The organism is Chryseobacterium lineare (assembly GCF_977014045.1).
The window spans coordinates 831,422-846,486 of the sequence record NZ_CDRNIQ010000001.1; the positions used below are offsets into that span (position 1 = coordinate 831,422).

General features: G+C 38.3%; 8 protein-coding genes. 7 read left to right on the top strand and 1 reads right to left on the bottom strand.

All coding sequences use genetic code 11. The annotated features are described in order from the left end of the window. The first annotated feature begins 41 nt into the window (after positions 1 to 41). Positions 42 to 866: a CvfB family protein gene (locus ACWNCI_RS03640; RefSeq protein ID WP_346985568.1), complete on the top strand. Its 825-nt coding sequence runs from the start codon at positions 42 to 44 to the stop codon at positions 864 to 866. A 35-nt stretch (positions 867 to 901) separates the two neighbouring features. Here the strand turns inward: ACWNCI_RS03640 and ACWNCI_RS03645 are convergent, their stop codons facing one another. Next, complete coding sequence (locus tag ACWNCI_RS03645; RefSeq protein ID WP_449387231.1) at positions 902 to 3,718, bottom strand: T9SS type B sorting domain-containing protein; 2,817 nt, start codon at positions 3,716 to 3,718, stop codon at positions 902 to 904. A gap of 695 nt (positions 3,719 to 4,413) precedes the next feature. On the opposite strand from ACWNCI_RS03645, the gene ACWNCI_RS03650 reads away from it, so the two are divergent. The 6 genes from ACWNCI_RS03650 to ACWNCI_RS03675 all read left to right on the top strand — a co-directional run bounded on the left by ACWNCI_RS03650 (position 4,414) and on the right by ACWNCI_RS03675 (position 14,419). Next, positions 4,414 to 5,007, top strand: coding sequence for a TetR/AcrR family transcriptional regulator (locus tag ACWNCI_RS03650; protein ID WP_042720671.1), 594 nt, complete (start codon positions 4,414 to 4,416; stop codon positions 5,005 to 5,007). 90 nt (positions 5,008 to 5,097) lie between these two features. Next, a complete protein-coding gene (locus tag ACWNCI_RS03655; RefSeq protein ID WP_449389478.1) occupies positions 5,098 to 6,450 on the top strand; it encodes a TolC family protein in 1,353 nt (450 codons plus the stop codon). 9 nt (positions 6,451 to 6,459) lie between these two features. Beyond that, positions 6,460 to 7,521, top strand: a complete 1,062-nt coding sequence (locus ACWNCI_RS03660) for an efflux RND transporter periplasmic adaptor subunit (protein ID WP_042720673.1) — start codon at positions 6,460 to 6,462, stop codon at positions 7,519 to 7,521. A gap of 6 nt (positions 7,522 to 7,527) precedes the next feature. Further along, positions 7,528 to 10,716 (top strand): efflux RND transporter permease subunit, encoded by a 3,189-nt coding sequence (locus ACWNCI_RS03665; protein ID WP_449387232.1) that lies wholly within the window; start codon positions 7,528 to 7,530, stop codon positions 10,714 to 10,716. Positions 10,717 to 12,365: 1,649 nt separating this feature from the next. After that, positions 12,366 to 13,691: a hypothetical protein gene (locus tag ACWNCI_RS03670; RefSeq protein WP_449387233.1), complete on the top strand. Its 1,326-nt coding sequence runs from the start codon at positions 12,366 to 12,368 to the stop codon at positions 13,689 to 13,691. A 68-nt stretch (positions 13,692 to 13,759) separates the two neighbouring features. Continuing rightward, positions 13,760 to 14,419 carry a DNA-binding domain-containing protein gene (locus ACWNCI_RS03675; protein WP_449387234.1) on the top strand — a complete coding sequence of 220 codons (660 nt, stop codon included), beginning with the start codon at positions 13,760 to 13,762 and terminating at the stop codon, positions 14,417 to 14,419. Positions 14,420 to 15,065 lie beyond the last annotated feature (646 nt).

Genomic DNA, 15,065 nt, shown 5'->3' on the forward strand with positions numbered 1-15,065 from the left:
ATATTATATTTCCGTACCTTTACCGACTAATTTTATCATCAATGCAACTCGGAAAAACTCAGACTTTAAAAATTTCAGATAAAAATAATTCAGGATGGATCTTAACGGATGAATCGGGTGAAAAAGCTTTTTTACCAAAGATTTTCATTCAGGAAGACAAAGAAACAGATGACGAGATTGAAGTTTTTGTATTTCAGGATGATAATAAATTAAAAGCAACTACTGAAATTCCATTGGCGGAAGTTGGTGAATTTGCAGTGATGAGTTGCGTGCAGAGCCTGCCTAGTGGTGCATTTATGGATTGGGGAATTATCAAAGATCTTTTCATTCCTTACAAGCAGCAGAAAACAAAAATAGTTGAAGGTAAAAGATATCTCGTTCATATTTATGTGGATGAAGATCTCGATTTGATAACAGGAACAACAAAATTTAAAAGAAATCCTCAATATCAGGATCTGCCTTTTCAAAAAGGGGATAAAGTTGATCTTATCATGATGAATGAAAGCGAATTGGGTTGGAATGTCGTTATCAATAAAAAATACATAGGCTTGATTTATAGTTCTGATGTTTTTAAAAAATTGTATCCTCTGTCTGAAGAAACGGGCTATATCAAAGAAATCCGAGAGGATGGGAAAATAGATGTTTCATTACAACCTCAGGGCTTTGAAAATATTGACGAATTTAAAAAGAAAATCCTTGACAGATTGGAGGAAAATTACGGACTGCTGTACCTTTCGGATAAGTCTTCTCCTGAAGAAATCAAAGATGAAGTTCAAATGAGCAAAAAGAATTTTAAAAAGGCTATCGGTGGACTTTACAAAGATAAAATCATTGATATTCTGGAAGATAAAATCAAATTGTTATAAAAATGAAAAAGAGCAGAAATTTCTGCTCTTTTTTCTTATTCTCTGTTTTTAATCATCAGCCATCCTGTGTACACTCTGCCATCAGATACTTTGATGGTGTACCAGTAATTTCCTGTAGGGACTTGGCTTCCGTTGAGCTTACCATCCCATTCAAGTGACTTTTTAGTGATCACTTCTTTGAAGACAGGCAATCCTCTTCGGTCATAAACATTTACTTCAGTTCCGGGATAATTTTCTAATCCTGAGATTTTCCATTTATCATTGTATCCGTCGCCATTAGGAGTGAAAGCGTTTGGAATATTAAAAATTACAAAAGGTTTCTGACCAATAATACAGCCTTCTTTAGTTCTTACATAAACGATGTATTCACCGATATTTAAATTCGTAAAAATATTAGAGCTCTGCCAGGTGAAATTATCCAGAGAATACTCGAAATTCCCTGTTGCAGAAAGAATCACCGTTGCAGAGCTGTTGTTCACATTGATAGCAGTAATTTCAGGGAGTACCGTATAGCTTACCTCCACATTATCCGTGTTCTGACATCCGAAGCTGTTGGTTACTGTTACATAATAATTTCCCGGTGCAGAAACTGTAGTGGTTTGAGTGGTGGCTCCGGTACTCCAGAGGTATGATGAATAACCGTTTCCGGCATCCAGAGTCACCGTTTTACCTTTACAGAAATCAATCTTTTCCGGAAGATTAAGCTTTGGTTTAGGATTTAGGGTAAGACTTAATCGAACAACCGTAAAACATCCGTCTGCTGTGGCAACCTTTACATGAATAACTGTCGACCCAACATTCATAGTATAATTGGATGGGCTGCTGATAATATTTCCAAGATCATCAGTATAAGTAAACGTATAGATCCCGGGATTCATAATGAGATTGGACTGATAAGAAGTCAGATCTATCGTCATTGAATTTCCTGTTGAGCTGTTGCATATCGTGGCAGAAAAGTCATTTGCCGGAACATTATTAGTCGAAAGAGTTACTGAAATAGGCAGTTTATCCGATTCACAATTATTTAAAGTCTGTGTCACAAAATAAGTTACTCCATGAACAAGAGGGGTGGTAATTGGTAAAACATTTCCGACGGCATCATAAAACTTTATTGCAGTTCCGGTAACAATTAAATTAGTAAGGGTAGGATTTGATGAGGCACAAAAATCCTGTACAGAATTTCCTGCAGGCTTTGGAGTTTCTGTGATTGTCACCTGAATGGCAATTGTACTACTCTCACACCCGTTAATAGTTTGGGAAGCGTAATATGTTTGTCCGTTCACCAAGGTTGTTGTAACCGGTAAAATATTTCCTGTTGCATCGTACCATTTGATATTCTGACCTGTAATCTGAAGATTACTAATTGTAGGATGACCGCTTGCACAGAAAGTTTGTTGGGGGTTGGCTACCGGAATAAGTCCCTGTATTGAAAAAACTTTAAAAGGAACTTTCGTACTTTCACAGCCATTACCATATTGGGTGACATAATATTGATTTCCTGCAATAATATTTGCATAGTTACCTATTAAGTTTCCTGAAGAATCATAAAAATGAATATTTTGATTGTTATTAATATTCAGTTGATTTAAAGTCATTTGATTTACATTGCTACAGAAATAAAAATCATTTACGATTAATGGCGGCGGAGAGTCCTTAATGATTACGTTTATGGCAAGACGTCTAGGGTTAAATGGACACGATTCATCCTGGACTGATGCATAATATGTAGCATTATTTTGTAAGGGAGTATTCGTAGCTAAAGGATAAAGTGATATAGGCGAATCATACCAGGTTGTATAAGCGGTGCTTGGATGCAAGTCTTGTATTGTAGGATTTTCTGAAGAACAAAATGTTTGTATCTTATCACCGTCAGGAGTTCCATTATAACATTTTCCAAATTTTTGTATTGAACCGTTAATATCTCCATTCGTGTATTTTATAATTTTAATGTCTTGGTCAGGATCAAAATCTTGATAGTCATCATAGTACCCGGCTAAAATTATGTTTCCTTCATAATCGATATTTTGACTATATGAAAAAGAAGAGAAATCACTTTTATTGAAAATTAGTTTACCATCATTTCTGAACTTTAAATAATAAGTGTCCGCATGACGACTTAAATAGCTGTAATTGAGACCTAGATCCAGCTTTTTTATTGTTTCTTCCGTATTATTATTTCCATTAATCACTTTAATTGTATTGCCTGTATAGCATACAAAAAAATTGATGGTATTATCTGGGTTTAGTTTTATGGAAAGAAAATCATAGGCACCATCACCTTTTATTAAGGAATTCCAAACTAAATGGCCATTGCTGTTTATTTTATAAACTATTGTTCTGCCTCCAAAAGGAGCATTAATAATCATGTTTGGGAAACCTATTGTCTGTGAATCATAATATGTGCTTGCTGTGTAAATGTTGTTATCATTATCAATATCGATTTTGGAATTCGATGAATTCAAATAGAAACTGTAGGTAGAAAGATTTTGATACCACAAAAAGTTACCATCATTATTAAATTTGGCCAAAAAGTACCGGTTAGAGCCAGTGTTGCCGGCAGGGAAGGTATTATTGTCTATTTTTAGATATGCTTCAAAATTCCCTGATATGATAATATTGTTATCATTATCAACTTTTACACAGTTTATTGCCGGAGTGTTATGTGCGTGAAGCGGACGTGCCCAAGCGAAAGATCCATTGGGGTTATTTTTCATAATGAAAATTCCATTTGGAGCAGGTAAACTATAAGTGATATTAAGATCTGGGTTAAAATCTGTGATAAATAATGGTTGGTAATTAGCATAATTTCCCGTAGATATAATATTGTTATTTTCATCAATAGTGCAGGTCATATTTCCTACATAATTATATATATTACCAAATACAAAGTTGCCTGTGGGATTAAGCTTTACAAGAAAAGAGCTTGAAGATAAGATTCCGGTGTCAAAAATAGTATCAGAATTTGGATCTAATTTTAAATTTTGTCCATCCGTATTGCCTGCTATAACTATATTGTCTTGTTTATCTATGACTAGAGATGTAATAAAAGAACTATAATTTGAGCTAATTTCTTTTACCCAAATAACATTTTTGTGCTTATCTAATTTAGCAATGACAGCCCTTGATAGTTCATTTGGTGATGTTGTTTTAGTTATACTACCAAATGAAATACTATTTATACTTGGGAATGCTAACCTTCCGTACCTGCCTGCTACATATATATTTCCTTGGGAATCTGTATCACTTAAAGTAATATAATGCTGTGACTCAATAATTGGACTCGTCGTTTGGAAATCCCAAAGTAAGCTTTGAGCAAAACTAAATCCACAATAAAGAATTGTAAAAAGAAACAACAGTTTTCGCATTGGTTATTAATTTTCCGGCAAATATAATGAAACCCCTTATTTTAAAAGATTAAAAATGATTAATACAAAAGCATTATGTTAAAATATGACAGAAATCATAAAATTTTCTTTTAATTATTTTGTTTAACAATTTTGTTAAAACAATTGATTGATTTATATTTGCACAAATTTGTTTAACAAAAATGTCAAATCAAGCAAAAAAAGACCAAACACAGGAATTAATCAAGGAAACTGCGAAGAATCTATTCTTTGTGAAAGGGAAGTTTGATGCCACTACACAGGAAATTGCCGATGCTGCAGGTGTCAACAGAACGCTGATCAATTATTATTTCCGTTCGAGAGATAATTTGATCCAGATTATTTTTGACGAAGCTCAAAGAGTAGAACATGAAAAATCTGAAATAATCATGAATTCCGACCTGCCATTTAAGGAAAAAATCGGGCAGTTCATTGAGGGAAGCTTATCTACAAGTCTACAGTACCCGTACCTGGAGACCTATATCGTATCACAGATTAATAAAGGAAACTGTCATCAGAAAGATATCGAGGAAGATGAGCTGAATAAGTTATACAGAGAAGTAGAAGCTGAAATGGAGCTGGGTAACATTGAAAAAATGAAACCGATACAGTTTGTCCTCAACATGATTTCATTGTTAGTTTTCCCAAGTGCTGTTCGTCCGTTGCTGATGGAAAACCTGATGATCGAAGAAGAAGAATTTGATAAGATAATTTCAGAGAGAAAAGATATCATTTTAAATATGTTATTTAAAAATTAAAAAATGTTAAAGTATTTTAAGAAATGATTCGTCCTTTAGGAATACTATCAATAAGAAACAATTTACATTAAAAAATAAACGAAGTATAAGATTATGAAAAAACGTATAACTGCAAAAAAGCTAAAAATAGGAATAGCGGCTGCATTTATGATGTTCGGTTTTTCATCGGTGACTGCACAACAGCAGGTTTCTCTTCAGGAAGCCATTAAGCAGGCACTTCAAAATAAGGCAGAAGCCAAGAAAGCTGCTTTACAGATCAAAAAAGCCGAATATAAAATTGACGAAGCCAGGGCAGGTGCTTTACCACAGATCACTGCTACGGCGGGTTTAACCTACAATCCGGTTATTCAGGAATCATTGCTTGAATTCGGGGGAGAAAGAATCAGAGCGCAGCTGGGACAACCTTGGAGTTCTACAGCATCGGTACAGCTTCAGCAGGCGATATTTGACCAAAGAGTTTTTACGGGACTTAAAGCTGCAAAATCAACAAGAGAATTTTATGTTCTTAACGCTCAGCTTACCAATGAACAGATCATCGAGAATGTAGCAACAGCCTATTATCAGGTTTTTGTACAGGAAGAAAATCTGAAAACCGTACAGGCAAGCTACACCAATACGGAAAAAGTAAGAAATGTGATCAAAAGCCTTGTAGATAATGGCCTTGCAAAATCCATTGACTTGGACAGAACAAATGTTCAGCTTACCAATATTGGTTCCAACAGGCAAACTTTGATCAACTCGGTAGAACTTTCTAAGAATGCTTTGAAATTCTATATGGGAGTGCCGATCAGTACCGATATCGAGCTGGAAGAAAAAAGTATTGAACCTAAACCTGAACTGATTTCAAGTAACGTCAATCTGGATAATCGTACGGAAATTAAAGTGTTAAATAAAAACAGGGAACTTCTTGTTTTCAATAAAAAAGCAACCGAAGCCTATCTTTATCCTACAGTAAGTTTAGTAGCTAATTACGGCTGGGGCGGACAGGGAAGAAAATTTCCTTTAACCAATGGGATAAACAACGGAGTACTTTGGAGTGATTATTCGGCGATCGGTTTAAATATCAATATTCCAATATTCACGGGAGGAGCTACGAAAGCAAAGATTAATCAGGCAGAAATCGATATTCAGGATTTGGATCAGGATATTCAGAGTACACAGCTGAGCCTTAGTCTGGATTATAAAAATGCAATTACCAATATGGAAAATGCACTCATCAATATCGAAAGCATGAAAGATAATGTAGGGCTGGCAGAAAGAGTTCAGCAGAATACACAATCCAACTATCAATATGGCCTTGCAACCCTTACTGAAGTGCTGGATGCAGAAAATGCTCTTACGCAGGCAAAGCAGAATTATGCAAATGCTCTATTGGATTACAAGCAGGCTGAAATTAAATTAATCAAAGCGAAAGGTGAATTAAATACATTACAAAACCCATAATAAACTACAATGAAAAAAACTCTAATATATATCATAGTGGCAGCTGTACTGGTCGGTTTAGCGGCGTATAAGATTGCAAGTAATAAAGAAAAGCAGACTCAGGAAGTAAAAGAAGTAGCCAAGCAGGTAGACAAGATCAATGTAAATGTTATAAAAGTATCAAGAGAAAATATTGATACAGACTACTCGGCCAACGGAACTTTTATTCCGAAGCAGGAGTCAAACCAGTCTTCTGAGATCTCCGGAAGAATTGTAAGCGTTTTGGTAAAAGAAGGTTCCAGAGTAGGAGCAGGACAGGTTTTGGCAACGATCAAAAAAGATGCTATTGAAGTAGACGTTACCCAGGCTCAGAATAATTTGCAAAATGCGATGATTGATAATCAGCGTTATGAAAATGCCTACAAAACAGGTGGTGTTACCAAGCAGCAGCTTGACAATTCAAGATTACAGCTGAAAAACGCCCAGGCAGCCGTAAGAGCACAAGGCGTAAAAGTAAATGATACAAGTATCCGCGCGGGAATCAGTGGTACTATCAACAAAAAAATGGTGGAGCCGGGAATGGTGGTTGCTCCGGGAACAGCCTTATTTGAAATCGTAAATATCAACTCATTAAAACTTTCTGTTTTGGTGGATGAAAGCCAGATCGGTAAAATTCAATTGGGCCAGGAAGTTCCTATTAAAGTAAATGTTTTGCCTGACGAATCTTTCAGCGGCAGGATTACCTTTATCGCTCCTAAAAGTGATGCTTCGCTTAATTTCCCTGTAGAAATTGAAGTTCAGAACAGAGGAAACCTGAAAGCGGGGATGTATGCGACAGCGACTTTCAAAACTAATCATGGAGCCGAAACCCAGAATATGCTTACGGTTCCTGCAGAAGCTTTCGTAAACGGGGTAAGTTCAGGACAATTGTTTATTGTTAATAACGGAACGGCTAAATTAATTAAAGTTCAGACCGGAAAAGTATATGGCGATAAAGTTCAGATCTTAAGCGGATTAAATGGAGGCGAGCAGGTAATTACCAGCGGGCAGATCAACCTGGATAACGGTTCAAAAATCAATATCGTAAAGTAAGAGAAGATGAAGTTAGCAGAAATATCCATTAAAAGACCTTCTCTGGTGATCGTATTATTTACGATACTTACACTGGGAGGTTTATTAAGCTACTCCATGATGGGGTACGAATTGATTCCGAAGTTTGAAACCAATATGGTAACTATTTCCACGGTATATCCGGGAGCTTCACCCGCTGAGGTGGAAACTTCCGTAACCCGGAAAATAGAAGACGCCGTTGGTTCTTTGGAAAACGTTAAAAAAGTAGAATCTTCTTCTTACGAAAGTTTATCGGTAGTTATGGTTCAGCTGAACACCGGTGCCGATGTAAACTATGCTTTGAACGATGCACAGAGAAAAGTAAATGCTATTTTAGCAGACCTTCCGGATGATGCAGATCCGCCGTCTCTGCAAAAATTCTCATTGGATGATCTTCCGATCATGACACTGAGTATTTCGAGTAGTAAGCTGAATAACAAAGAGCTTTATGATCTTTTAGATAAAAAAATAGAACCGGTTTTCTCCCGTGTGAACGGTGTAGCACAGGTTACGCTTGTAGGAGGTCAAGAAAGAGAGATTCAGGTAAATTTAGATGAAAAGAAAATGCAGGGATATGGCGTTGCGATCGCAGACGTACAGCAGGCTATTCTTTCTTCCAACCTCGATTTCCCTACCGGAGCGCTGAAAACAAGAACATCAAGATCTACCATAAGGCTTTCAGGTAAATACAAAAGTGTTCAGGAAATGAACAATCTTGTGGTTTTGGATAAAAACGGTGCCCAGGTGCGTCTTTCCGATATTGCAACAGTTTTTGATACACAGAAAGATGTTGAGAAAGTAGCCAGATATAATCAGATGTCAACCATCTTACTTCAGGTGAAGAAGCAATCTGATGCGAATGCAGTGTCTGTTTCAGAAATGGTTACGAAAACGATTGCTAATGTTCAGGAAAACTATAAAACCCAAGGCGTTAAAATAAATATCGTAGATGATACTACCGACTTTACCCTTGAAGCGGCAGACCACGTGATTTTCGACTTATTCTTAGCGATTATCCTGGTAGCGGTGGTAATGTTATTGTTCCTTCACAACATCAGAAACGCATTCATCGTAATGGTTTCTATCCCGATGTCTTTGATTGCTACGGTGATCGGAATGTATTTAATGGGATATACCTTAAATTTAATGAGTTTACTGGGACTTTCACTGGTGGTAGGTATCCTTGTGGATGATGCAATTGTGGTACTGGAAAACGTGTACCGACACATGGAGATGGGGAAAAGCAGAATCCGTGCGGCGTACGATGGAGCTTCGGAAATTGGCTTTACCGTAACGGCTATTACCCTGGTAATCGTGGTGGTATTCTTACCGATTGCGATGAGTTCCGGTTTGGTGGCTGATATCCTTGCACAGTTCTGTGTAACGGTGGTTATTGCGACATTATTGTCGTTGCTGGCTTCCTTTACCATCATCCCTTGGTTGTCTTCAAGATATGGTAAATTGGTGCACCTTACCGGCAAAAATCCGTTTGAGAAATTTATCCTTTGGTTTGAAAAGCAACTGGAGAAATTCACACACTGGATTACAGGAATTCTTGAATGGTGTTTAAAAACAACCTTAAGAAGAGTTATGACGGTTGTCGTAACATTTATTATCCTGATTTCTTCCTTCATGCTTGTAGCATTCGGATTTATCGGTGGTGAATTCTTCCCTAAAATGGATAGAGGGCAGTTCCTTGTTCAGATGGAATTACCAAAAGATGCTTCGGTAGAAAAAACCAATCAGGTAACACTTGCCGTTGAAAAATATCTTAGAGAAGATAAAGATGTAGTGGATATGATTACTACGGTAGGTCAGCAGTCATCAGGTTTTGGTGGTGCTCAGGCAACGCTGTATCAATCGGAAATTCAGGTGATTTTAGTTGATAAATCTGAGCGTAATGAAAGTACGGATATTAAGTCAGCCAAAATCAAGAGAGCTTTAGAAGAGAAATTTACAGGAGTTGAATTTAAAACAGCGCCAATCGGTCTGATGGGGGCAGACAACGCTCCGATCGAACTGGTAGTAACAGCTCAGGATAATGAAACGGCAAATAAGGAAGCCAACAGAATTTTAGAACTCCTTAAAAAAGTTCCCGGTTCTGTAGATGCAGAATTGTCAACCGACTCAGGAAGCCCCGAAGTTCAGGTGAATATCGACAGAGATAAAATGGCTTCTTTAGGGTTAAATCTTTCCGGTGTAGGACAGACCATGCAGACAGCATTCAGCGGAAATACGGACGGAAAGTTTAGAGCCGGTGAATATGAATATGATATTAACATCCGTTTTGGAGATGCCAACAGACAGTCTATTGATGATGTAAGAAACCTGATGTTCATCAATTCTCAGGGACAGCAGGTAAGACTAAGCCAGTTTGCCGATGTAAAAATGGGTTCCGGGCCTAGCTTACTTGAACGTAGAGACAAAGCACCTTCTGTAAAGGTAAAATCTAAAGTAGTAGGTCGTCCTGTAGGAGACGTTGCTAATGAATGGGCTGCCATGTTTATGGAGAATGAAAAAACAAAACCTGCAGGCGTATCCTACATCTGGAGTGGTGATATGGAAAACCAGACCGAAGGTTTCGGTACATTAGGAATCGCTTTACTGGCGGCTATCGTATTGGTATATCTGGTAATGGTTTCACTGTACGACTCATTTGTGTATCCGTTTGTGGTATTGTTCTCTATTCCGTTGGCATTGATCGGGGTTATGGTGATCCTGGCCATCACAGGAAATTCACTGAACATCTTTACGATGCTCGGGATGATCATGTTGATTGGTCTGGTGGCGAAGAATGCGATTATGATCGTCGACTTTGCCAATATGAGAAAAGCAGCCGGATCCAATACACACGATGCTTTGATCCAGGCCAACCATGCACGTCTTCGTCCGATCCTGATGACAACAATTGCGATGATCTTTGGTATGATCCCGATTGCGATTGCCAAAGGAGCAGGAGCGGAAATGAACAACGGTCTGGCATGGGTAATTATCGGTGGTTTGACCTCATCACTATTCCTTACGCTGATCATTGTACCGGTAGTATATTCTCTATTCGATTCAATTTTAAGAAGAATGGGCAAACATGAAAAAGTAGACTATGAAGCTGAAATGAAAGCCGAATACAAACACAGAGATCTGAGTGAAGATGGATTTACTCCGAAACACGTAGATTAATACAACAACCTTTAATTAACCTTAAAACCGTTTTGTCATATGGCAAGACGGTTTTTTTGCCATTTATTCTAATGGCCATCTCATTCGTATAAGTTGATTCCTAATATCCGGAATCATGGTGATCATAGGTAGAAAATTCTGGATACATTTTTGTTGAGCAGGAAATGAAAATCATTCCTTTTTCTCTGAAACTCTTTATTGATGGGCTTTGGTGAGGAATGGTTGAACATCACAAAAAAAGTAGTCTATCGTAGACTACTTTTCTCAGCTACAAATGTAAACAAATTCTTTTTACTTCCAAACACAACAAATTGTTTTCTAATTTCTTAGTTTTGTTCATCATAAAGTCTTTAAAGAAAAACCTGGAGCAAAACAGCCGGAATTTACATTCTGTTTTACACCTGTTTTTTAAGAAGTTTTGCAATGGTGAGCCTTGTATGTAAAAAAGTAGTCTACGATAGACTACTTTCTTACAAAACATGAGACTACAAGTGATATTTCCCTCTAAAGCCCTCTCCCTCAAACGCTTTCGCGTGGTGTTGCTGTGCTTTTTTGTGGTCTTGGTATCATCATTGTTGAGCGCTCAAACGTTTTTACACTCCGATTCTGTAGTCTTTGTATCCGAAGACTCGTATTTGTATGCAGAATCTCCAATATATATTTCCAGTCAGAACCTGAGAAAAGCATCTTTTAAGAAGTGGTCTAGGGTTTTGATCAAAATCTCTTGTCCCAAAGTTTCTCATAAGAAGTCCACAAGTAGTCCAACGGAGAATACTTGTTATAAGAGTAGTCCAACAGGCAGACACACTTTTGGACTCCTTTCTAATTCATCTTCAATAGCTGTTATCGGAACTTCTTCTCCGTTAAAACTTCAACAGGAAACAATACCATCTTCTTTTATTTTATTTATAAGCACAAGAAGGGATCAAGAAAAATGTATTCAGATCTCTTTTCATCCTTTCCAGCTAAAACATATCACCATCAATCATTTCGGCCGCCCTCCGCCTGTGCTTCAATCATAAGGCACAAGAGTTTTTTTAACACATAAGTCACATAAGAAGTTAGGTTACAACTTTGAAAACAAAAAGAACACATCAGTTTTTGAAAATCTTATTTTCCTTTGCAGCAAATGGTCATTCACTATCCATCTCGTTTGTCATCCCGTAGGGATCTCAGCAAAGAAAATCAGACAACATTAGTGAAATTATTGTTCAACCATTAGTGCCATTCGTGTTTCGTCAATTCGAGTGTTTTTTCGTAACAAGGTGAAGAAAAAATGTATCGAGAATGACATTTATCCTCAAACTCACAAACTTCTCGATACGATTTCTTCAAAATCTACTCGAAGTGACGAGCCTGTCGAAGCTATTATTGAGTCGGAGGGTTTGAGAGTGGGAGGGTTTTAGGGTTGGAGGGGAATATGGGATGGTTTGAGAGGGTAAATAGTGGCTTCGAGTCACCTCAGCCACCAAGACTCTCCCACACTCAAACTCTAAAACTCTCCAACTCTAAAAGCTCTGCAAGCTCTTATAAGTGCAACGCCTTTGTGAAACTAAAAAACACATTATAGATAAAAAAAATCTTAGCGCACTTCGTGTTCAAATAACAAAGACTAAAAAAGTACAAACAACAAACATAAATACAAAACAATGAAACATTTAATTACAATGGCTATTCTGCTCTTCAGTTTAGCTCTCAATGCTCAAGTGGGGATCAATAATACATCTCCGAAAGTAACGCTCGATATTACCGGAAAAACGACAGACGGCAGTAGAGCAGAAGGATTGATTATTCCTCAATTAGAGGGTGATAAGATCAAAATTGCTGACACAAAATATACTCCTGATCTCAAAGGAGCGATTATTTATGCTCTTTCGGCGGTTGCCTCTCCCAGTATCAAAACAGCTAATATTACTGCTGAAGGATACTATTATTTTGACGGTAGTGTATGGCAGAAGCTTTCTAATTCTTCCGTACCGGCAGTGGTCGTGACATCATCCGCTCTCAACGGAACGTATAAAGCCGGTACTGCACTGACGGCTTCTAATACATTTACGGTTACCATAACCAATAATTCTTTCAGTACAGCTACAATTGCTTTCAGTACATCAGACCTAGCGCTTTCAGGGGTTACAGGACTTTCGGTGGCATCAGTGAGTACAGCTTCCAGTACTTTGATTGCAGGAGGAACTGTGACGGTAACCTATACCTTGTCAGGAACTCCGGCTTCTTCAGGAACATTGGTAGCAACATGGACTAAACTTAGTTTAAGCACTGTTAAAACAGCAATGGTTTCTCCCAATGTAGTCTGTGGAAGCGGACAATGGAGCGGTGTAAGCCCTGCAATAGGAACAAATGGTTTGCGTACCGGGACAACATACAGTGCAGTTTATTCAATCCCCTATACTATGGGTGCAGGAAATCTTCCTGCTGAATCTTATACGTCTAATGGATTAACATTTACCCTTACCAGCACTAGCCCGATTCCTTCATCTGGCAACCTTACCTATTCGATTTTAGGGACTTATACTGGTACGGATAAAGGAATGGTATCTTTTACCACTCAGGCAGGATGTACAGCCAAATTTGGAGTGACATATACTGCTTCCTACTCATTTAATGTGAGTACTACAAGTAGTTTTGGTAGTGGTCCATTTAATGTTTATCAGAGCTATTCGAGTAATGATCAGAGCCTTAATTATGCCAGTACAGTTCCTAAATCAGTATGGGTTCCGCTAAACGGAAATTATATAACCACAGGATCAGCATCCTGTACAGTAACAGGTTATAACCATGGTTGGGTAGATTTCTTTGGACAACATTTATTGAACGGTCAAAGTGCCAATTTTAATAACAGCTCAAATCCTTTAACCCAAAATATTTATAGTACCGATGTTCAATCTTGTAATGGTTGCTCTCCAACAACTACAACTTCTGGTTCAGGAAGTCTGACCCTTACCTATATTCACCCATAAAGATTCTAACCCTCACAGGTTTTCAAAACCTGTGAGGGTTTAATAGCAACCATTTAAAATATACAACAATGGCAACAATTCTTCACAGAATCAAAGCGTATCTCTATGACAACGTTTTAACGAAAGACAATCCTAATGATTTCACGGCACGTACGACAAGCGAGCGAAGTCTCAATGTTCAACAGATCTGCCTTTCAGCCTCCAATCGTGGTGGAGCAGATATTTCTGCTTCCGCGATGGAGCATGCGACGGAGCTGTTCCTTAAAGAAATGGCCTATCAGTTGTGTGATGGGTATTCCATTAACACGGGTTACTTTACGGCAAGCACTACTATCCGCGGGGTCTTTGACAGTCCGTCAGAGACTTTTAATAAAGATAAGCACAGCATTATTTTCCAGTTCAACCAGGGAGAGAAGCTGAGAGCAGAGATTCCCAATATTGAAGTTGAAATCCTGGGTGTGGCAGAAGCTTCTGTAATAATCTTGCAGGTGACGGACGTAAAGAGCGGTTCGGTCAATGATCTTCTTACTCCGGGCAGAAACCTCAAGATTGCCGGAAGCAAGATCAAGGTAACAGGCAATGATCCTTTTATAGGGGTATTCTTTGTCAATACCGCCTCTAATGTCAGAACAATGGTAGAAGAAAGCGATATGGTAACCAATAATCCTTCTGAGCTTATTGTAGTGATTCCTGCATTACCAGCGGAACGTATCATCTGGAAGTGGTGACCCAATATAGCAGCGGAGCTTTATTAAAAGATACAAGAACAGCAACTCTCGATAAAATACTGACGGTAGCATAAGTTTATAACATTCACTTTTTCGAGAGGTGATGATGTCGCCCGATGAGACACTGTCTCATCGGGCGTGATAAGAGGATTATCTCGAGCGTGATAAGGTGTTCTCATCGACCGATGAGAACACCTCTCGGAAACCGGCCGTTTTTAACAGGATAAGTTCATCATGTGTTTAGCTCCGGTTTGGGAAAGATTTCCCGGCCGGAGTTTTTTTGGGAGAGTTTTTGGAGTTTGAAGGTTTTAGGGTTTTAGAGTGGGAGAATTGGAGTGTTTTAGAGTATATGAATATGGAATTTTCTATGGAACGACGAAAAGTAGTCGACTGACGGGGACTGAGGGTCTCGAAGGCCCGCGTACACTGGTGGGAAAGGTGGCTTCGAGTCTCCTCAGCCACCATTGATACTGCGTGTAAGGATCGAGATTTTTAGAGCGGGAAGGTTTGAGAGTGGGAGAGTCTTGGTGTCTGTCACTGAAGCGATGCGCTCCTGTCACCCTGAGCTTGTCGAGGGGCCAGTACAATCCAAACATCCTAATAACTAAGGCTTCGACAAGCTTAGCCTGACACTGGGGAAAGCTAC

Excerpts from the sequence above, each read along its gene's own strand:
- ACWNCI_RS03640 (WP_346985568.1), top strand. The coding sequence starts at position 42 with ATGCAACTCGGAAAAACTCAGACTTTAAAAATTTCAGATAAAAATAAT.
- ACWNCI_RS03645 (WP_449387231.1), bottom strand. The coding sequence starts at position 3,718 with ATGACCTGCACTATTGATGAAAATAACAATATTATATCTACGGGAAAT.
- ACWNCI_RS03650 (WP_042720671.1), top strand. The coding sequence starts at position 4,414 with ATGTCAAATCAAGCAAAAAAAGACCAAACACAGGAATTAATCAAGGAA.
- ACWNCI_RS03660 (WP_042720673.1), top strand. The coding sequence starts at position 6,460 with ATGAAAAAAACTCTAATATATATCATAGTGGCAGCTGTACTGGTCGGT.
- ACWNCI_RS03665 (WP_449387232.1), top strand. The coding sequence starts at position 7,528 with ATGAAGTTAGCAGAAATATCCATTAAAAGACCTTCTCTGGTGATCGTA.
- ACWNCI_RS03670 (WP_449387233.1), top strand. The coding sequence starts at position 12,366 with ATGAAACATTTAATTACAATGGCTATTCTGCTCTTCAGTTTAGCTCTC.
- ACWNCI_RS03675 (WP_449387234.1), top strand. The coding sequence starts at position 13,760 with ATGGCAACAATTCTTCACAGAATCAAAGCGTATCTCTATGACAACGTT.